Annotated in this window: 17 protein-coding genes; 5 read left to right on the forward strand and 12 right to left on the reverse strand. The window is 74.0% G+C overall.

Annotated features, from left to right (window positions below; all coding sequences use genetic code 11):
* Positions 1 to 3 precede the first annotated feature (3 nt).
* The 7 genes from IE98_RS0102460 to IE98_RS0102490 all read right to left on the reverse strand — a co-directional run bounded on the left by IE98_RS0102460 (position 4) and on the right by IE98_RS0102490 (position 6,997).
* On the reverse strand, positions 4 to 1,431 hold the full coding sequence (locus tag IE98_RS0102460) for a glycosyltransferase family 2 protein (RefSeq protein WP_106976493.1): 1,428 nt from the start codon (positions 1,429 to 1,431) through the stop codon (positions 4 to 6).
* Positions 1,432 to 1,473: 42 nt separating this feature from the next.
* Complete coding sequence (locus tag IE98_RS0102465) at positions 1,474 to 2,052, reverse strand: 2'-5' RNA ligase family protein (RefSeq protein ID WP_078660727.1); 579 nt, start codon at positions 2,050 to 2,052, stop codon at positions 1,474 to 1,476.
* A complete protein-coding gene (gene trpS / locus IE98_RS0102470; RefSeq protein WP_030263252.1) occupies positions 2,052 to 3,089 on the reverse strand; it encodes a tryptophan--tRNA ligase in 1,038 nt (345 codons plus the stop codon). Before trpS ends, IE98_RS0102465 begins: the two co-directional genes overlap by 1 nt.
* A gap of 30 nt (positions 3,090 to 3,119) precedes the next feature.
* Entirely contained in the window at positions 3,120 to 4,433 is a 1,314-nt protein-coding gene (locus IE98_RS0102475; RefSeq protein ID WP_030263255.1) for a hemolysin family protein, read from the reverse strand.
* Positions 4,434 to 4,512: 79 nt separating this feature from the next.
* Complete coding sequence (locus IE98_RS0102480; protein ID WP_030263262.1) at positions 4,513 to 5,505, reverse strand: malate dehydrogenase; 993 nt, start codon at positions 5,503 to 5,505, stop codon at positions 4,513 to 4,515.
* A gap of 219 nt (positions 5,506 to 5,724) precedes the next feature.
* Positions 5,725 to 6,138, reverse strand: a complete 414-nt coding sequence (locus IE98_RS0102485) for a DUF3017 domain-containing protein (protein ID WP_043173291.1) — start codon at positions 6,136 to 6,138, stop codon at positions 5,725 to 5,727.
* 4 nt (positions 6,139 to 6,142) lie between these two features.
* Positions 6,143 to 6,997, reverse strand: coding sequence for a bifunctional methylenetetrahydrofolate dehydrogenase/methenyltetrahydrofolate cyclohydrolase (locus IE98_RS0102490; RefSeq protein ID WP_030263267.1), 855 nt, complete (start codon positions 6,995 to 6,997; stop codon positions 6,143 to 6,145).
* A 315-nt stretch (positions 6,998 to 7,312) separates the two neighbouring features.
* Between IE98_RS0102490 and IE98_RS49970 the strand changes: the two genes are divergently transcribed.
* The 3 genes from IE98_RS49970 (at position 7,313) to IE98_RS0102505 (ending at position 8,996) form a co-directional block, all read left to right on the forward strand.
* The gene (locus tag IE98_RS49970) at positions 7,313 to 7,729 is read left to right on the forward strand and encodes a hypothetical protein (protein WP_030263271.1); all 417 of its coding nucleotides are present in this window, start codon (positions 7,313 to 7,315) and stop codon (positions 7,727 to 7,729) included.
* Positions 7,726 to 8,160, forward strand: a complete 435-nt coding sequence (locus IE98_RS0102500) for a DUF2752 domain-containing protein (protein ID WP_199922858.1) — start codon at positions 7,726 to 7,728, stop codon at positions 8,158 to 8,160. The genes IE98_RS49970 and IE98_RS0102500 overlap by 4 nt, the downstream gene beginning before the upstream one ends.
* Positions 8,161 to 8,303: 143 nt before the next feature.
* Entirely contained in the window at positions 8,304 to 8,996 is a 693-nt protein-coding gene (locus IE98_RS0102505) for an RDD family protein (protein WP_030263275.1), read from the forward strand.
* Between the two features lie 82 nt (positions 8,997 to 9,078).
* Here the strand turns inward: IE98_RS0102505 and purH are convergent, their stop codons facing one another.
* Positions 9,079 to 10,659 (reverse strand): bifunctional phosphoribosylaminoimidazolecarboxamide formyltransferase/IMP cyclohydrolase, encoded by a 1,581-nt coding sequence (gene purH / locus IE98_RS0102510; RefSeq protein WP_030263279.1) that lies wholly within the window; start codon positions 10,657 to 10,659, stop codon positions 9,079 to 9,081.
* Entirely contained in the window at positions 10,656 to 11,315 is a 660-nt protein-coding gene (gene purN, locus IE98_RS0102515; protein ID WP_043173292.1) for a phosphoribosylglycinamide formyltransferase, read from the reverse strand. The genes purH and purN overlap by 4 nt, the downstream gene beginning before the upstream one ends.
* Before the next feature lie 563 nt (positions 11,316 to 11,878).
* Between purN and IE98_RS0102520 the strand changes: the two genes are divergently transcribed.
* Positions 11,879 to 12,553, forward strand: coding sequence for a hypothetical protein (locus tag IE98_RS0102520; protein WP_234443380.1), 675 nt, complete (start codon positions 11,879 to 11,881; stop codon positions 12,551 to 12,553).
* A gap of 116 nt (positions 12,554 to 12,669) precedes the next feature.
* On the opposite strand, the gene IE98_RS0102525 is transcribed toward IE98_RS0102520, so the two are convergent.
* The gene (locus tag IE98_RS0102525; protein ID WP_159400812.1) at positions 12,670 to 14,049 is read right to left on the reverse strand and encodes a DUF6350 family protein; all 1,380 of its coding nucleotides are present in this window, start codon (positions 14,047 to 14,049) and stop codon (positions 12,670 to 12,672) included.
* A 117-nt stretch (positions 14,050 to 14,166) separates the two neighbouring features.
* Between IE98_RS0102525 and IE98_RS44175 the strand changes: the two genes are divergently transcribed.
* Positions 14,167 to 15,906, forward strand: coding sequence for a LuxR C-terminal-related transcriptional regulator (locus IE98_RS44175; RefSeq protein WP_052390043.1), 1,740 nt, complete (start codon positions 14,167 to 14,169; stop codon positions 15,904 to 15,906).
* A 108-nt stretch (positions 15,907 to 16,014) separates the two neighbouring features.
* On the opposite strand, the gene sucD is transcribed toward IE98_RS44175, so the two are convergent.
* Both sucD and sucC read right to left on the reverse strand, forming a co-directional pair.
* Positions 16,015 to 16,905 (reverse strand): succinate--CoA ligase subunit alpha, encoded by an 891-nt coding sequence (gene sucD, locus IE98_RS0102535; RefSeq protein WP_030263288.1) that lies wholly within the window; start codon positions 16,903 to 16,905, stop codon positions 16,015 to 16,017.
* A gap of 16 nt (positions 16,906 to 16,921) precedes the next feature.
* Complete coding sequence (sucC, locus tag IE98_RS0102540) at positions 16,922 to 18,097, reverse strand: ADP-forming succinate--CoA ligase subunit beta (RefSeq protein ID WP_030263290.1); 1,176 nt, start codon at positions 18,095 to 18,097, stop codon at positions 16,922 to 16,924.
* Positions 18,098 to 18,348 lie beyond the last annotated feature (251 nt).

The raw sequence follows: 18,348 nt of genomic DNA on the forward strand, positions 1-18,348 counted from the left end.
CGGTCAGAGCAGGCGGCGGCGCAGGGCGCCGGCCGCCGCGCGCGGCGACAGGACGTCGAGCAGCGCCTCGCCCTTGCGGTCGGTGCGGATCCGGGTGACGCGCGGCCGGCCGCCGGCCAGCACGGGCCTGGTCCGTCCGGCCGGGCCGAGGTCGGCCGGGCGCAGCGGCATGTCGTAGGTGCCGGCCCCGAGCCGCAGGCGCAGCAGGAACTGCCAGCTGCCGGGCGCGGGCAGGGCCGCCGGGTCGACCCGGACGCCGGCGGTGAACAGGGCGCCGTCCGCCGCGGGCAGCGGGAGTTCGACCTCCGGCCCGCCGCCGGTGCGGCGCAGCAGCAGGCTCTGCCGCGGCTCGTCCGGTCCGAAGGCGCCGGGGGGCAGGGTGAACGCGGTGCGGGTCTCCACGCGGTAGCCGCGGCCGTCCCGGTGGACGGCGGCGTGGTCGGGGCAGCCGGCCTGCTGGAGGCGGGCGAGGGTTTCGAGGTCGGCGAGCCGGCCCTCGCGCAGCAGCCGGACGCGGATCCGGTCGAGCGGCGGCAGCGCGGTGAGCACGGAGTCGGGGACGAGGTCGGTCAGGACGGCGCCGGACTCGCGGGCGTACCGCGCGCGGAGGTCCTCGGACCAGTCGAGGAACTCGCCGCGGAAGCGGTTGAGCAGTTCCTCCTGGACCCAGCGGAGCAGCAGCGCGTCCTGGGCGTCCCCGGGCCGGGTGTGCGCCAGCACCGTCTCCACGGCGCCGCGGACCTGGGCGTAGAAGGGTTCGGGGTCGACGACCTGGCGGGTGAGGTGGTCGAAGCCGTCGCGCTGCACCAGGTAGTAGCAGTCGTGGTCGGCGACCACCGAGATGGCGCGGGCCAGGAAGTAGGCGGGGACGACGAAGGCCTGCTCCTCGGCGAGCCGGACCCCCTCGGCGAACCGGAGGCCGTGCTCGGTGACGAGGGAGCGGCGGAACAGCTTGTGCGCGGTGAGGCTCCACACCGCGCGGGTGGTGTGCACGTCGCCGACGGTGACGCCGGTCTCGAAGGGGATGTGGGCGGCGCTGCGGCCGACGCCCCGGATCCGGCCGAGGACGACGTCGGAGCCGTCCCGTTCGGCGGCGGCGACCATGCGTCGCAGGGCGTCGGTGTCGAGGTGGTCGTCCGGGTCGGCGAAGAAGAGGTACTCGCCGCGGGCGAGGGCGATCGCGCGGTTGCGCGGGCCCCCCGGGGCGCCGCTGTTGGGCTGGTGGACGACCGTGACCTGCGGGTGTTCGGCGGCCCAGCGGTCCAGTGCCTCGCCGCTGCCGTCGGTGGAGCCGTCGTCGACCGTGACGACCTCCAGGCGGTCACGGCCGAGGGTCTGGTCGAGGATCGACTGCAGGCACTCGTCGAGGTGGTCCACCGCGTTGTAGACCGGAATGACCACGCTGACCTGGGGTATCGCCTGCTCGACCATGCGGGCCATGATAGGCGGCCGGGCCGGGCGGCCCCGGCGCGGCTACCCCCCGAAGGTGTAGTCGCGCCAGGGCCGCCAGACCTCGTCGGGGCCGAAGCGGGAGAGGCCGAAGCCGGGCACGGTGAAGGCGGCGTGGAAGGCGCGGGCCTTCTCCTGGGCCTCGTCGAGGACGTCGTCGGCCAGCCCGTGGGCCACGGTGACGTGCGGGTGGTACGGGAAGGCCAGCTCGCGGGCGAGCGGACCGGAGCGCACCGCGGCCTCCAGTGCGCGGCACTCCTGTGCGCCGCCCTCGACCCGGACGAACACCACCGGGGAGACCGGCCGGAAGGTGCCGCTGCCCTGCAGCAGCATCGGGAACGGCCGGTGCGCGGCGGCGACCGCGCGCAGGTGCGCCTCGATCTCCGGCAGCCGCACGGTGGGCACCTCGGTCGGCGGCAGCAGCGTGACGTGCGTGGGTATGGACCGGGCGAGCGGGTCGCCGTGGCCCGCGCGGGCGTCCTGGACGGCGGAGCCGTAGGGCTCCGGCACCGATATCGACACGCCGATGGTGACGGCCTCCGGGAGTCCGCGGAACTCCGGGGGGCCGCCGCCGTCGGCGCCTGCTGCGGCGGTGGGTGGCATCAGCGCTTGGGCGCCAGGAAGCCGATGCGGTCGTAGACCGTGGCGAGGGTCTCCGAGGCGACCTCGCGGGCCTTCTCCGCGCCGAGGCCGAGCACCCGGTCGAGCTCGGCCGGGTCGTCGAGGTAGGTGCGGGTGCGGGCCTGGAAGGGCGTGACCCACTCGGTGAAGAGCTCGGCCAGCTCGGTCTTGAGCGCGCCGTACATCTTGCCCTCGAAGTGGGCGACCAGCTGCTCGATCGACTGCCCGCTGAGCGCGGAGTGGATGCGCAGCAGGTTGGAGACGCCCGGCTTCTCCTCCTCGTCGTAGGAGACGACGGTGCCGGTGTCGGTGACGGCGCTCTTGAACTTCTTGGCGCTGGCCTTGGGGTCGTCGAGCAGGTTGACCAGGCCCTTGGCGGAGGAGGCCGACTTGCTCATCTTCGCCGTCGGGTCCTGGAGGTCCAGGATCTTGGCGGTCTCCTTCAGGATGTGCGGCTTCGGCACGGTGAAGGTGGGGCTGTAGCGGGAGTTGAAGCGGTCCGCGAGGTCGCGGGTGAGCTCCAGGTGCTGACGCTGGTCCTCGCCGACCGGGACGAGGTCGGCCTGGTAGAGCAGGATGTCGGCGATCTGCAGGATCGGGTAGGTGAACAGGCCGACGGTGGTGCGGTCGCTGCCCTGCTTGGCGGACTTGTCCTTGAACTGGGTCATCCGGGAGGCCTCGCCGAAGCCGGTGAGGCAGTTCATCACCCAGCCGAGCTGTGCGTGCTCGGGCACGTGCGACTGGACGAACAGGGTGCAGCGCTCCGGGTCGAGGCCGGCGCCGAGCAGCTGGGCCGCGGAGATCCGGGTGTTCTCGCGGAGCTGGGCCGGGTCCTGCTCGACGGTGATCGCGTGCAGGTCGACGACCATGTAGAAGGCGTCGTTGGCGTCCTGCAGGGCGACCCACTGCTGGACGGCGCCCAGGTAGTTGCCGAGGTGGAACGAGCCCGAGGTGGGCTGGATGCCGGAGAGCACCCGGGGACGGTCCTTGACCGGACCTGCGACCGCTGCGTTGACCATGTCGGCCATTGTTCCAGTTTCACCGACCGCTCAGGAAACATCTGCCCCTGGAGGTTCCGCCAGTGTGACCGCACTCACCCGGATCCGTTCGATCCGGCGGCCGTCGAGCTTGGCGACGGTCAGGCGGACCCCGTCCTCGGTGGTGACCTGGTCGCCGGTCTCGGGCAGCCGGCCCAGTTCGCGGACGAGGTAGCCGGCCACCGTCTCGTACGGGCCCTCGGGCAGGGCGACGCCGGTCTCGTCGGAGAAGTCGGCGAGGTTCAGCATGCCGTCGAGCTCCATGCCGCCGCCGGCGAGCCGGCGGGTGGCGGTGGTGTCGAGGGCGTCGTACTCGTCGCGGATCTCGCCGATGACCTCCTCGACGAGGTCCTCCAGAGTGACGATGCCGGCGGTGCCGCCGTACTCGTCGACGACGATCGCGAGGTGGTGGCCCTCGCGGCGCATCTCGCCCATCGCCTCCAGCACCCGTTTGGTGGCGGGCAGCAGCTTGACCGGCCGGGTGAGGTCGCGCACCCGCACGGCCTTGGCGCCGCGGGCGCCGTAGAGGTCCCGGACGTGGACGAAGCCGGTGACGGAGTCGTAGGAGCCCTCGACGACCGGGTAGCGGGAGTGCGGGGCGGAGTCGGTCTCCGGGCGGACCTCGGAGACCAGCCGCTCGGCGTCGAGGAAGGTGACCTCGGTGCGCGGCTTCATCACCTCGCGCAGCTGGCGCTCGCCGGCCGCGAAGACGTCGTTGATCAGGGCGCGCTCGTCGCTGCCGAGCTCGGTGTTGGCGGCGACCAGGCCGCGCAGCTCCTCGGAGCTCATCGAGCCGCGGCCGGCCGTCGGGTCGCCGCCGAGCAGGCGCACCATCAGGTTGGTGGAGAGGCCGAGCACCCAGATGGCGGGGCGCAGCACCACCGACATGACGTCGACGACCGGGGCGGCGAGCACCGCGATGGAGTCGGCCCGCTGGAGGCCGATCCGCTTGGGGGTCAGCTCGCCGAGCACCAGCGAGGCGTAGCTGATGACCAGGGTGAGCCCGACCAGGGCGACGGTGTCGGCGAGCCCCTCGGAGAGGCCGAGCCGGACGAAGAGCGGGGCGACCTTGCCGGCCAGCGTGTCGGCGCCGAACGCGGCGGACAGGAAGCCCATGCAGGTCACGCCGACCTGGACGGCGGCGAGGAAGCGGTTGGGGTCGGCCGCGAGGTGGGCGGCCCGGGCGGCGCGCCGGGTGCCGGCCGACTCCAGGGCGCGGATCTGGCCCTCGCGCAGCGAGATCAGCGAGATCTCGGCGACGTTGAACAGACCGCCCAGCATGATGAAGACGAGGACGAGCGCGGCGTCCTCGATGTTTTCGGTCACGGCAGGAGTGTAGAAGGACGGCCGGGCGCCCCCTGGGCACCCGGCCGTCCTCCACGTGCTGGCCGCGTCGGGCCCCGGCTCAGATGAGGCCGAGCTCCTGCACCGCGTCGCGCTCCTCGGCGAGCTCGTTGACGGAGGCGTCGATGCGGGCGCGGTCGAACTCGGAGAGCTCCAGGCCCTGGACGATCGTGAAGGTGCCGTTCTCGGTGGTGACCGGGAAGGACGAGATCAGGCCCTCCGGCACGCCGTACGAGCCGTCGGAGACGATGCCCATGGAGGTCCAGTCGCCGGCCGGGGTGCCGTTGACCCAGGTGTACACGTGGTCGATGGCGGCGTTGGCGGCCGAGGCGGCCGAGGACGCGCCGCGGACCTCGATGATCTCGGCGCCGCGCTTGGCGACCTTCGGGATGAAGAAGTCCTGCACCCAGGCCTGGTCGGAGCCGGTGGCCTCGAAGGCGGACTTGCCGGCGATCTCGGCGTGGAAGACGTCGGGGTACTGGGTGGCGGAGTGGTTGCCCCAGATGGTGACCTTCTTGACGTCCTCGACGGTGACGCCGGCCTTCTTGGCGAGCTGGGCGACGGCGCGGTTGTGGTCGAGGCGGGTCATCGCGGTGAAGCGCTCGGCCGGGACGTCCGGGGCGTTGCGCTGGGCGATCAGGGCGTTGGTGTTGGCCGGGTTGCCGACGACCAGGACCTTGATGTCGTCCGCGGCGTGGTCGTTGATGGCCTTGCCCTGGGGGCCGAAGATGCCGCCGTTGGCCTGCAGCAGGTCGCCGCGCTCCATGCCGGCGGTGCGCGGGCGGGCGCCGACCAGCAGGGCGACGTTGGTGCCGTCGAAGGCGGTGGCGGCCTGGTCGGTGATGGTGATGTCGCGCAGCAGCGGGAAGGCGCAGTCGTCGAGCTCCATCGCGACGCCCTCGGCTGCCTTGAGGCCCTGCGGGATCTCCAGGAGGCGGAGGTTCACCGGGACGTCGGCGCCGAGCAGGTGGCCCGAGGCGATGCGGAAGAGCAGGGCGTAGCCGATCTGGCCGGCCGCTCCGGTAACGGTGACGTTGACGGGGGTGCGAGTCATTTCTACCTTCTCCAGCAAATCGCCAGGTGCCCCAGGCACGTCGTCGGCGCACTGGAGCCGAGGATGATCTCTCGACGTCGAGAGACCTGCGTCAGGTTATCGCAAAGGCAAGCGTATGCCGCCTCGCCGGGCGTGGCTGTTGCGTCACACAGCGCTCGGGCCGCCCTCCGGCGCGGGCGCGGGGAGGTCCTCCCCGCGCCCGTGCCGGGTCGCGCCGGGTCAGTGCCGGGGCCGGCCGACCAGCCGCCCGATGTCGTCCAGCCATGTGAGGTGCAGCCACGGATCGGGCTGGGCGACCAGCGTGAGCAGCACGATCACGCCGCCGAGGAACGCCAGCACGCCGACGTCGGTGAAGCGGCTGCGCACCGCGAGCATGCCGACCTCGGGCAGGGCGAGGCGCAGGGCCGCGCCCAGCAGCAGCGCGATGCCGACGACCAGCAGGCCGATCTTGAAATCGGCGAACCAGATGACGGCGAGGCCGAGCCCCGCCACGGCCAGCACGAGCGTTATCGGCCACTGCCGCACCGGCAGCGAGTGGCTGCGCCCGAGCGCCGCGGCCGAGCCCTCCGGCGGCAGGGTGCCGGTGGTCCTCAGCGGGCGGCGCCGGGTGCGGGGCGCGCGTACGACTGCCATCGGCTCAGTGGTCGGCGCGGCGCTCGGCCGCCTCGACGATGTTGTTGAGCAGCATGGCGCGGGTCATCGGGCCGACGCCGCCCGGGTTCGGGGAGATCCAGCCCGCGACCTCGGCCACGCCGGGGTGCACGTCGCCGACGATCTTGCCCTCGCTGCGGCTGACGCCCACGTCGAGGACGGCCGCGCCGGGCTTGACGTCGGCCGGCTTGACCAGGTGCGGCACACCGGCGGCGGCGATCACGACGTCGGCCTTGCGCAGGTGGTAGGCGAGGTCCCGGGTGCCGGTGTGGCAGAGGGTGACGGTGGCGTTCTCGCTGCGGCGGGTCAGCAGCAGGCCGATGGAGCGGCCCACGGTCACGCCGCGGCCGATCACGACCACCTCGGCGCCGTCGATCTCGACCTGGTGGCGGCGGAGCAGCTCGACGATGCCGAGCGGGGTGCAGGGCAGCGGGCCCCGGATGCCGAGGGCGAGGCGGCCGAGCGAGGTCGGGTGGAGGCCGTCGGCGTCCTTGTCCGGGTCCATCAGCTCCAGGACGGTGTTCTGGTCGAGGCCCTTGGGCAGCGGCAGCTGCACGATGTAGCCGGTGCAGGCCGGGTCGGCGTTGAGCTCGCGGACGACGTCCTCGACGTCCTGCTGGGTGGCGGTGGCGGGCAGCTCGCGCTGGATCGAGGCGATGCCGACCTCGGCGCAGTCCTTGTGCTTGCCGTTGACGTACCAGCGGCTGCCCGGGTCGTCGCCGACCAGGACGGTGCCGAGGCCGGGGACGACGCCCCGCTCCTTGAGGGCCGCCACGCGGACGGCGAGTTCGGACTTGATCGCGGCAGCAGTGGCCTTGCCATCGAGAATCTGGGCAGTCATGGCCCCCATTCTCCCGGATCGCCGGGGGCGGACGCGCCGCGGGCCGGACGGCCCGCCGGGGGCGCGCCGGACGGTGCGCGCGCCGGACGGGGGCCCCGGGCCGGCCGCCCGGCGCGGGGACGGAACGAACCGCCGCAAAGGCGGCACGGAGCGCGCGGGCCGGTTGCGGTTGCGCCACAGTTGCGTCCGCGGGGCGGTCGTGGCTGGACAGCGCGCCGTGGTGACGACCACGATGGCCCGAGCAATTTCTGCTGCCCGCGTCCTGGTGACAGGCCGTCGGGGACCACGGGGGACGATCGTCGGGGGAAGACCACAGTGAGCAATCCGTACCAGCCGGATCCTTACGGCGGCTACGGCCAGCCGCAGCAGCCGCCCTACGGCACACCCGGGTACGGCGCACCGCAGTACCCGCAGCCGCAGCCCCAGCCGCAGCCCGGCTACGGGTACCCGCAGCAGCAGCCCCAGCCGTACCCGCCCGCCGGCCCGGTGGTGGTCCAGGCGAACTCGCCGGCCACCGCGTCCGTGGTGCTGGGCTTCATCGGCATCCTGACGTCCTGCTTCTACGGCGGTTTCCTCGGTCTGATCGGGCTGGGCGTCGGCATCGCCGGCCTGAACAAGTCGAACCAGACCGGGGTGGGCCGCAACGCGGCGATCGGCGGCATCGTGCTGAACGTGCTCTCGGTGCTGATCTCCATCGCGATCGTGGTCTTCTACTTCAGCGTCAAGCCGTGACCGTCCCGGCGCCCTCGTTCGCGGGTGCGCTGGCCGGCCGTTGGCGGAGCACCGCCGACACGCTGTCCGGCGCGCTGATGCGCGTGCTGCTGCGCGGCGCGGGCGGCGCGGTCGCCGCCGTCGCGGTGGCCCAGCTGCACGACTCCCACGACCCCGGCGTGCTCTGCCTGCTGCGCCGCTTCACCGGCATCCCCTGCCCGGGCTGCGGCAGCACCACGGTCTTCATCGAGGCGGGCCACGGCCACTTCGGCGCCGCCCTGGCCGCCAACCCGGTCACCGCGGTGGCTGCGGTCGCCCTGCTGCTCGCACCGCTCGGCCCGGGCCGCTGGTGGTGGGAGCTGCCGGACAAGCGGCGCAACGCGGTGATCGGCGCCGCCTTACTGCTGGCCTGGACGTGGCAGCTGAACCGCCTCGGCATCTCGCGTCCCTGAAGTCCGCCGGACCCTGCGGTTATTGACCCCGCGATGTCAGGGCCTTCCGCTAGTGTCCCACCCGGTCGGTGCCTCAACTGCCCGTCCGTCCCCAGGGTTTTCCTGCAGTTCCGTCCACACTCCTTCCTGCCCGGAGGCATTCGATGAGCTACCCGCCCGACCCGAACAACCCGTACAGCCAGCAGCCGCCGGCCCCGGGCTACGGCTACCCGCAGCAGGCCCCGCCGCCCGCGCCGGGCTACGGCTACCCGCAGCAGGCCCCGCCGCCGGCCCCCGGCTACGGCGCCCCCGGCGGCTACGGCATCCCGCCGCAGCCGGGTCCGTACGGAAACGCGGCCCAGGTGCAGCAGTTCTACGCGGGCTGGGGTTCGCGCGTGGTCGCGCGCATCATCGACGCCTTCACGATCTTCCTGATCCCGACCGTCCTGCTGAACATCGGCTACTTCAAGATGATCAGCGACACGGTCAACTCGATCGGTGCCGGCCACATCGACCCGGTCACCGGTGAGTACGTCGCCGCCACGACCACCACGTCCTCGGGCGGCGGCGGCGGCCTGCTGCTCGGCCTCGGCGCCCTGCTGTACGTCGGCGCCCTGCTGCTGCTCGCCTACCTGCAGGGTGTGAAGGGCCAGAGCCTCGGCCAGCGCGCCGTCAACATCCGCCTGGTCCGCGAGGCCGACGGCCAGCCCATGGGCTTCGGCATGGCCTTCGTCCGGCAGATCTGCCACGTCGTCGACGGCTTCTGCTGCGTCGGCTACCTGTGGCCGCTGTGGGACGCCAAGAAGCAGACCTTCGCCGACAAGATCATGAGCACCGTGGTCGTCAAGGCCGCCTGATCCGTCCGGCGAGCCCGAAGGCCCCCGCACTCCTCGGAGTGCGGGGGCCTTCGGCGTCACGGCGTCCGGGGGACGTCCGGGCTCAGTGGAAGAAGTGGCGGGTGCCGGTGAGGTACATCGTCACGCCGGCCTTCGCGGCGGCCGCGACGACCTCCTCGTCGCGGATCGAACCGCCGGGCTGCACGACGGCCTTCACGCCGGCGGCGACCAGGATCTCCAGGCCGTCCGCGAACGGGAAGAAGGCGTCCGAGGCGGCGTAGGAGCCCTGCGCGCGCTCGCCGGCCCGCTCGACCGCGAGCTTGCAGGAGTCCACCCGGTTGACCTGGCCCATGCCGACGCCGACCGAGGCGCCGCCCTTGGCGAGCAGGATGGCGTTGGACTTGACGGCCCGGCAGGCCCGCCAGGCGAAGGCGAGCTCGGCGAGCTCCGGCGCGGAGAGCGCCTCGCCGGTCGCCAGCGTCCAGGTCGACGGGTCGTCGCCGGCCGCGTCCACCCGGTCGACCTGCTGCAGCAGCGCGCCGCCGCTGATCCGGCGGACCTCCAGCGCGTCGGCGGGCGCCCCGGGGGCGCGCAGAACGCGCAGGTTCTTCTTCTTGGTCAGCACCTCCAGGGCGCCGTCCTCGTAGCCGGGGGCGACGACGACCTCGGTGAAGATCGGGGCGATCTGCTCGGCCAGCTCGACGCTCACCGGGCGGTTGACCGCGATGACGCCGCCGTACGCGGAGACCGGGTCGCACTCGTGCGCCCTGCGGTGGGCCTCGGCGACGTCCGCGCCGACCGCGATGCCGCACGGGTTGGCGTGCTTGATGATCGCGACGGCCGGCTCGGCGTGGTCGTACGCGGCGCGGCGCGCGGCGTCGGTGTCCATGTAGTTGTTGTAGGACATCTCCTTGCCGTGCAGCTGCTCGGCGCCCGCCAGGCCGCCGGTGCCGTCGGTGTAGAGCGCGGCCTGCTGGTGCGGGTTCTCGCCGTAGCGCAGGACGTTCTGGCGCTCCCAGGTGGCGCCGAGGAAGGCCGGGAAGGACTCCTCCGACTCCGTGTAGCCCGACTCCCCGAACCAGGAGGCCACGGCCACGTCGTAGGCGGCGGTGTGCGCGAAGGCGGCGGCCGCCAGGCGCTTGCGGGTCAGCAGGTCGAAGCCGCCGCCCTTCACCGCGGAGAGCACGTCGTCGTAGCGGGCCGGGTCGACGACCACGGCGACCGAGGGGTGGTTCTTCGCCGCGGCGCGGACCATCGACGGGCCGCCGATGTCGATCTGCTCGACGCACTCGTCCGGGGTGGCGCCGGAGGCGACGGTGGCGGTGAACGGGTACAGGTTCACCACGACCAGGTCGAACGGCTCGACGCCCAGCTCGGCGAGCTGGGCGCGGTGCGACTCCAGGCGGAGGTCGGCGAGGACGCCGGCGTGCACCCGCGGGTGCAGGGTCTTGACCCGGCCGTCCAGGCACTCGGGGAAGCCGGTCAGCTCGGAGACCTCGGTGACCGGGACGCCCGCGGCGGCGATCCGGCCCGCGGTGGAACCGGTGGACACGATGGCGACCCCGGCGGCGTGCAGCCCCTGGGCCAGCTCCTCCAGTCCGGTCTTGTCGTAGACGCTGATCAGCGCACGGCGGATCGGGCGTACGTCCTCGGAGACGGGGGGCGTGCTGTGGGCGGCGCTCATGCCGGAATCCATACCTTTCGGTCTTCGATGCGGTGGCCTTCGCGGGCCAGCCGGCCCACGACCTCGACGAGCAGCGTGCGCTCGACAGTCTTGATGCGCTCGTGCAGCGCTTCGCCGCCATCGGCGTGGTCGGCGTCGAGGACCTCCACGACGCCCTGCGCGATGATCGGCCCGGTGTCCACGCCGGCGTCGACCAGGTGGACGGTGCAGCCGGTGACCTTCACGCCGTAGGCGAGGGCGTCCGGCACGCCGTGCGCGCCGGGGAAGGCCGGCAGCAGGGCGGGGTGGGTGTTGACGATCCGGCCGGCGAAGGCGCCGATGAACTCCGGACCGAGGATCTTCATGAAGCCCGCGGTCACCACCAGGTCCGGCTCGTACCCGGCGACCGAGGCGGTCAGCGCGGCGTCCCAGGCGGCCCGGTCGGGGTGGTCGGCGATCCGGTGGACGAAGGTCGGGATGCCGGCGGCCTCGGCCCGCTTCAGCCCCGCGATGTCGGTGCGGTCCGCCCCGACGGCCAGGATCTCCGCGCCGTAGGCCGGGTCCTGCACCGCGTCGATCAGCGCCTGGAGATTGGTGCCGGAGCCGGAGACCAGGACCACCAGACGGGCCGGTCCGGGCGTGCGCGGCGGAAAGACTTGGGCGGAAGCGGCGGCCACTGCGCGAATCTCCGTACGTCGTGTCGCCCGCTGGTACGTCCACCGTCGGTGGGGCCACTACGGGCGGCGGCAGGTCGAGCCGGACGGTGCCGACGGGGGGACTCCGCTGCGCTGCGGGGGCCCGGGGCACCGCTGTGGACTGCTGACCGTCACCACGATAACGGCTGGTCGAAGGCGTTCTGTCACCAGCAGGCCACGCTACGCGCGTAGTTGAGACACGGATCTCGCCGTGCGGGACCGGGGCCGCACACGGGTGGGCGGCCGGCGAGCGGGTAGGAGGGCTGCGTCGCCGCGGACGGACCGGGCCGGACGCCCGGACCGGGGTCGAGGCCACGGCCGGACGCCCTGGCGGGGGCCGGGCCGGCGGCGACGCGGTGGGGCTGCGGGTGGTCGGGCGGGGTGCCCGGTGACGGCTCCGCGGCGGGCCGGGCGGGGGGCCCGGTGCGGTCCGGAGGCCGACCCGGCAGGGCGCCGCCGAGCCCGTACCGCCCTGCGGGATCATTGGAGGCGCGGACCGCTCCGGAACGGTCCGTCGACCCGGACGAGAAGGAATGGCCGACACCATGAGCAGCGGAGACGACACCGGCGAGCGCAACCCGTTCGCGCCGCCGCCGGCGGATGCCCCCGACCGTCCGTGGCAGCCGCGCGCCCCGCAGCGGCCCTCGGCGGAGCGCCCGGAGGAGGACGACCGGGACGACGACCGGGTGCCGCCGCCGCACCCCTGGAGCCCCGGCTACCGCGGCGGATGGTCCGAGCCGCAGCAGCCCCGCTTCGACCCGACCGACCCGGTGCAGCGGCGTGCCCGGTACGCGCTGAGCGCCGGCATGGCCGGCCTGTTCTGCGCGATCACCGGCATGCGGTCCCTCGCGCTGCTGCTCGGCGCACTCGCGCTGTACTGGGGCATCAGCGCGCTGCGGGCCGAACGTCCGGCCGCGGCCGCCGCCCCCGCCCCGCACGGCGCGGGGAACGTGAACCCGCACGCCCTCGGCACCGCCCGCGTCGCCGGCTGGGCGCAGCCGCAGCCCCAGCCCACGCGGCCGCAGGTGCCGGCCGCCCTCGGCGGGCTGCTCACGGGCGGCGTCGCGCTGATCTTCACGCTGTCCGTGTTCGGCTTCCAGCTCTACTACCACGACTACGTGACCTGCGTGAACGACGCCCTGACCAACGAGGCGGCGCAGAGCTGCGACAACCTCGCCCCGGACGTGATCACCCAGCTCACCAATCCCGGCAACCGCTGACGGCGGGGGCTCGCGGCCCGGTGCCGGGTCGGCCCCAGCTGTGCGGTGGGCCGGTCTCGTGCTGCGCAGTTCTCCCCCGGCCTTCGGCCGGGAGGCGTCCCCACGTGCCCCCGAGTTCAGGCCCGGGGTGAGGGGTGGAGGTCGGCGAGGCGGGTGACGGCCTGGTGGAGGGTGCGGCGCAGGCGCGGGCAGCGGGCTGCGGCGGACCGGGCGGCGAGGCGGGCACCGGCCGGGTCGTCCGTGCGGGTGAGCAGCCAGCGGGCGAGCAGGGCCCCCGGCGGGACGACCGCGGCGGACCAGCCGGCCGCGGTGAGGGCGGCCTGCCAGGGGACGGGGCCGAGGGCGGACATCCGTCCGGCGGCGAGGGCGCCGCCCGAGAGCCAGGCGGCCGCGGCGGAGACGGCGGAGACCGTGAGCACGGCGGCGAACGCGACCAGCGCGGTACCGGCCGGGTGCCAGGCGCGGTCGGTGCCGCGGCCGGCGGCGGTGCGGCCCAGGATCAGGGCCGGCACGGCGCCCGTGAGCAGGGGCAGGACCGCGAGGACGGCCTGCCCGGCGGCTCCGGGGCTGCCGGTCGGGACGAGGGCGAAGAGCGGGAAGTCGGGCAGCGCGCCCACGTGGGTGGCCACCGGTGAGACGGCCGTCCCGGTGCCGGCGGCGAAGCCGGGCCCCAGTGCGTAGGCGGCGGCCCACAGCACGGCGTTCGGCAGCAGCAGCGTGCAGGCGAGGAGGAGCCCGAGGACACCTGCGGGACCGTCCGCCAGGCCGGCGGCGGAGCGGCCCGCGGTGCCGACGGCGACCGCCCCCGTGAGCAGGAGGCCTCCGGCGGCGAGCAGGCCGAGCAGCCAGCCGCCGGCGGTGCGGCGCAGACCGGTGCCGGCGTCCTCCGGCGGCGCCCACTCGGACGCCGCCCAGGAGCGGAGCCGTGCGGTCAGGGCCGCCGGGAGGAAGGCCGGCAGGGCCGGCCGCGGGATGCCGTGGCCGGCGCAGAATCCCCAGGCGAGGCCGGCGGCGGTGACGGCCGCGACGACCGGGAGGTCGGCGACCGGGTCGGCCGTGAGGACGGCGTCGCCGCCGCTGCACTCGGCGACGGCCAGGGCGGCCACCCCGAGGTATCCGGCGCCCAGGGGCAGGGTGGCCCGCCAGGCCCCGGCCCCGTACGGGGTGCGTGCCCCGGCCCGCGCGCCCGCGCGGCGGAGCAGGCCGACGCTGACGGCGGTGAGCAGCAGCGGGGTGAGGGTGAAGGGTGCACCGCCCGGACCGCGGGTGAGCGGCGCACCGTGGCCCAGCAGCCAGAGGGCGCAGGCGAGCCGGAGGGCGCCGCGCGCGGTGACGTCGCCGTACGGGGTGAGCACCCACAGGCCGAGGACGGGGACGGCGATCACGGAGAGCGCGAGGAGGGCCGTTCGGGCGCCGACGAGCAGGTCGGCGAACGGGGAGCGGGAGCCCAGATCGTCGGGCAGGCCCAGGATCGGACGGCCCATCAACTGCGTCATGGGCCACATGCTCCCAAGATCACCCGTTGCGCCCCGTGAAGCGGCAAACCTTCGCCGTGTCCCGGATTATTTGCTTATGTGCCTTTTTCGACTCTGCAGCCGCCGCGGGGAGCCGCGGTGACCGCACCTTCGAAGGCCGACCGGGCCGGGGACGACCCCACCGGCCCCACCGCTGCTGCCCGGACCTCCGCCACGGCACCGTCCGCGCGGGCCCGGAAGGACGCCGCCCGGCTGCTGCGGCGGCTCACCCCCCGTGAGGCGCAGGTGGTCGCGCGGGTCGCCGCGGGGGAGGACGACCGGGCGGTCGCCGCCGCGCTCGGCATCGCGCCCACGACCGTCCGCAACCACCTCGACCGGGCGATGCGCAAGCTCGGCGTGGGCACGCGCGACGAGGCCGTCCGGCTGGCCGCCCTGCTGGGGACGGCCGGGCCCGCCGCACAGACCGGTCCGCCCGGTCCGCCCGGTCCGCCCGCGCCAACCGGGGAGGCCGGGGAGGCCGAACCCGCCGGGACCGTCGGACCGGAGCCCGACGCCGGTCCGGTGCCCGGCGCAGCCGCGACCGAGACGGCACCGACGCAGCCAGCGGGGGCGTCCCCGCAGCAGGCCCGGGACGAGGAGCAGGCCCCGCGGGCGGTGCGGGAGCGGCCGGCCGCGGCGTCCCCCCGTCCGCCGCGGCGACGGCCGGAGTTCGCCGCGTTCAGTACGGCCGTGCACACCCGGTTGGTGCAGCAGACCTATCTGGTCGCCGGGTCGCCGCACCGGGCGGCCCGCAGCGTGCGGATCGCCCTGGGCGCGGCGGCGCTGCGGTGGGCCGAGGTGGCCGAGCTGCCGGACCCGGAGGGCTGGGTCCGGGCGGCGGCCTTCGAGTCGGCGCTCTCGCCGTGGCGGCGGGGCGGTCCGCGGCGCGCGGGCGGGCACCTCCTGCCGCACCGGACGATCAAGGTGAAGGGCGAGCGCCGCCGCCGGACCGACGAGAGCCGTCCGACCGCCCGGGACCGGGCGCTGCTCACCGCGATGCACCGGCTGACCCGGCCGCAGCGCCGGGCGGTGGTGCTGCACGACGCGGTGGGGCTGCCGGTGGAAGCGGTGGCGGAGGAGGTCGAGTCCAGTACGGCGGCGGCCCGGGGACGGGTCCTGGCGGCACGCGAGGAGCTGGCCCGGTCGGTGCCGGAGGTGGTGGGTGCCGACCCGTCGGCGCCGGGCTTCGGTGAAGCGCTCGGTGCGCTGCTGTTCGAGGCGGCGGTGCGGGCCTGCCCGTCCCCGCGGGTCCCTTCTGCGGGCCGGTTGGCCACCGGCGGCCGCCGTCGGGAGCACGCGGTGACCGCTGCCGCGGGGCTGCTGGTGCTCGGCACGGCCGGCGCGATGGTCGTCACCCTGGTCGTCGGCGGGCCGGACGACACGGCGCGCCCCGCCCGTCCCGCGGCGGCGCCGCAGACGGACGTCTCCCCGCCGCCGGAGGTGTGCTCCTCCGCCGGTACCGGCAGCGCGGGCCCGGCCGCGCCGGGACGGGAGCCGGGGCTCCGGAGCCCCTGGTGCAGTCCGACCGCCCCGCGGCCGGTCACCGTCCCGGCCGGACCGGCGGACGGCGGCACGGACGCCCCGGACGCGGGCACGCCCACCGGGGCCCCGCAGGAGGGCACGGACGGCACGGTCGGCACGGACGGCACGGTCGGCACGGACGGCGCCGGCGGCGGCGGGACGGTGACCGAGGGCGCGGCCCCGCACGACGGGCAGCCGGTCACCGGCCCCGTGGCGCTGGGCCGCCCCTCGGACGCGCTGCCGCTCTCGGTGCCCTGCGCACCGCTCTGGCCCTGCCCGACCCTCGCCCCGACGGAGGTGCCCCGGCTGCTCCCCTGACCCGTGCCCCGCCGAGCCGGGGAGGACTGCCGGAAACGGCGAGGGCGCCGCGGACGATTTGTCCGCGGCGCCCTCGTACGTGGCGTCGGCCCTGGGGCCCGCCGGGCCTTACTTGACGGTCGCGTAGAGCTCGCGAGCCAGGCGGGCGGTCTCGGACGGCGTCTTGCCGACCTTGACGCCGGCGGCCTCGAGGGCCTCCTTCTTCGCCTGGGCGGTGCCGGAGGAGCCGGAGACGATGGCGCCGGCGTGGCCCATGGTCTTGCCCTCGGGCGCGGTGAAGCCCGCGACGTAGCCGACGACCGGCTTGGTGACGTGCTCGGCGATGAAGGCCGCGGCCCGCTCCTCGGCGTCGCCGCCGATCTCGCCGATCATCACGATGACCTCGGTCTCCGGGTCCTCCTGGAACGCCTTGAGGGCGTCGATGTGGGTGGTGCCGATGACGGGGTCGCCACCGATGCCCACGGCCGAGGAGAAGCCCAGGTCACGCAGCTCGTACATGAGCTGGTAGGTCAGGGTGCCGGACTTGGAGACCAGGCCGATCTTGCCCGGGCCGGTGATGTCGGCGGGGATGATGCCCGCGTTCGACTGTCCGGGGGAGATCAGGCCGGGGCAGTTCGGGCCGATGATCTGGGTCTTGCCGCCCTTGGCACCGGCGTACGCCCAGAAGGCGGCCGAGTCGTGGACCGGCACGCCCTCGGTGATGACGACCGCGAGGCCGATCTCGGCGTCGATCGCCTCGACGACGGCGTCCTTGGTGAACTTCGGCGGCACGAAGATGACGGTGACGTCGGCACCGGTCTTCTCCATGGCCTCGGCGACGGAGCCGAAGACGGGCACCTCGGTGCCGTCGACGTCGACCGTGGTGCCGGCCTTGCGCGGGTTCACACCGCCGACGATCTGGGTGCCGGAGGCGAGCATGCGGCGGGTGTGCTTCATGCCCTCGGAGCCGGTCATGCCCTGGACGATGACCTTGCTGTCCTTGGTAAGGAAGATAGCCATGTGAAAGTCCCCTTCCTTACTTGGCGTTGGCCAGCTCGGCGGCGCGGTCGGCCGCACCGTCCATGGTGTCCACCTGCTGAACGAGCGGGTGGTTGGCGTCGGTCAGGATCTTGCGACCCAGCTCGGCGTTGTTGCCGTCCAGACGGACGACGAGGGGCTTGGTGACCGCCTCGCCCTTCTCCTCGAGGAGGGCCAGGGCCTGCACGATGCCGTTGGCGACCGCGTCGCACGCGGTGATGCCGCCGAAGACGTTGACGAAGACCGACTTGACGTCGGTGTCGCCCAGGATGATCTCCAGGCCGTTCGCCATGACCTCGGCGGAGGCGCCGCCGCCGATGTCGAGGAAGTTGGCGGGCTTCACGCCGCCGTGGTTCTCACCGGCGTAGGCGACCACGTCGAGGGTGCTCATGACGAGGCCCGCGCCGTTGCCGATGATGCCGACCTGGCCGTCGAGCTTGACGTAGTTCAGGCCCTTGGCCTTGGCCGCGGCCTCCAGCGGGTTCGCGGCGGCCTTGTCCTCGAGCGCCTCGTGCTCCGGCTGGCGGAAGTCGGCGTTCTCGTCCAGCGAGACCTTGCCGTCAAGGGCGATGATCTTGCCCTCGCCCGACTTGATCAGCGGGTTGACCTCGACGAGGAGCGCGTCCTCGGCGATGAAGACCTTCCACAGCTGCTGCAGGACCTCGGCGACCTGGTCGGCGACCTCGGCCGGGAACTTCGCCGCGGCGACGATCTCGGCGGCCTTCTCCGGGGTGCAGCCCTCGTTGGCGTCGACCGGGATCTTCGCGAGCGCGTCGGGGTTCTCCTCCGCCACGACCTCGATCTCGACACCGCCCTCGACGCTGGCCATCGCCAGGAAGGTGCGGTTCGTGCGGTCCAGCAGGAACGAGACGTAGTACTCGTCCTTGATGTCCGCGGTCTGGGCCAGCATCACCTTGTGGACGGTGTGGCCCTTGATGTCCATGCCGAGGATGGCCTCGGACTTGGCGACGGCGTCCGCCGGGTCGGAGGCGAGCTTGACGCCACCGGCCTTGCCTCGGCCGCCGACCTTCACCTGAGCCTTGACGACGGCGCGGCCGCCGAAGCGCTCCGCGATGGCGGCAGCGTCTGCGGCGTTCTCGATGACATCGCCGTCAAGCACGGGCACACCGTGCTTGGCGAAGAGGTCCCTCGCCTGGTACTCGAACAGGTCCACGTGTTTGTCCTTGTTCGTGGTCGCGGATTGTGTCTCTTCGAGCGTGCCACGGCAGGATCTTCGCTGCGGGTCGTCGGGGCTGCGCGGGTACGCAGAGCTACGGCCTTGCGGTCCGTACAGCGCCGGGCGCACCGTCAATCAACACGCGCGTCACGTCCGTGTGGCAGGTTATCCCCGTACGACGGGCGTGTTTCGCCCGTGGCGGGGTCGGGCTTGGTGAGAACCGTCACAACGGGTGCACCCGGCAGGCC

The sequence above is a fragment of the Streptomyces sp. NRRL B-24484 genome (assembly GCF_000717715.1).
Taxonomy (GTDB): domain Bacteria; phylum Actinomycetota; class Actinomycetes; order Streptomycetales; family Streptomycetaceae; genus Kitasatospora.

Bases quoted from the DNA above. Each gene is read 5' to 3' on its own strand.
- IE98_RS0102490 (WP_030263267.1), bottom strand. From the start codon at position 6,997: ATGACTGCCCAGATTCTCGATGGCAAGGCCACTGCTGCCGCGATCAAG.
- IE98_RS0102525 (WP_159400812.1), bottom strand. From the start codon at position 14,049: ATGACGCAGTTGATGGGCCGTCCGATCCTGGGCCTGCCCGACGATCTG.
- trpS (WP_030263252.1), bottom strand. From the start codon at position 3,089: ATGGTCAACGCAGCGGTCGCAGGTCCGGTCAAGGACCGTCCCCGGGTG.
- IE98_RS0102520 (WP_234443380.1), top strand. From the start codon at position 11,879: ATGAGCAGCGGAGACGACACCGGCGAGCGCAACCCGTTCGCGCCGCCG.
- IE98_RS0102480 (WP_030263262.1), bottom strand. From the start codon at position 5,505: ATGACTCGCACCCCCGTCAACGTCACCGTTACCGGAGCGGCCGGCCAG.
- purH (WP_030263279.1), bottom strand. From the start codon at position 10,659: ATGAGCGCCGCCCACAGCACGCCCCCCGTCTCCGAGGACGTACGCCCG.
- IE98_RS0102465 (WP_078660727.1), bottom strand. From the start codon at position 2,052: ATGCCACCCACCGCCGCAGCAGGCGCCGACGGCGGCGGCCCCCCGGAG.
- IE98_RS0102485 (WP_043173291.1), bottom strand. From the start codon at position 6,138: ATGGCAGTCGTACGCGCGCCCCGCACCCGGCGCCGCCCGCTGAGGACC.
- IE98_RS0102505 (WP_030263275.1), top strand. From the start codon at position 8,304: ATGAGCTACCCGCCCGACCCGAACAACCCGTACAGCCAGCAGCCGCCG.
- IE98_RS0102460 (WP_106976493.1), bottom strand. From the start codon at position 1,431: ATGGTCGAGCAGGCGATACCCCAGGTCAGCGTGGTCATTCCGGTCTAC.
- sucD (WP_030263288.1), bottom strand. From the start codon at position 16,905: ATGGCTATCTTCCTTACCAAGGACAGCAAGGTCATCGTCCAGGGCATG.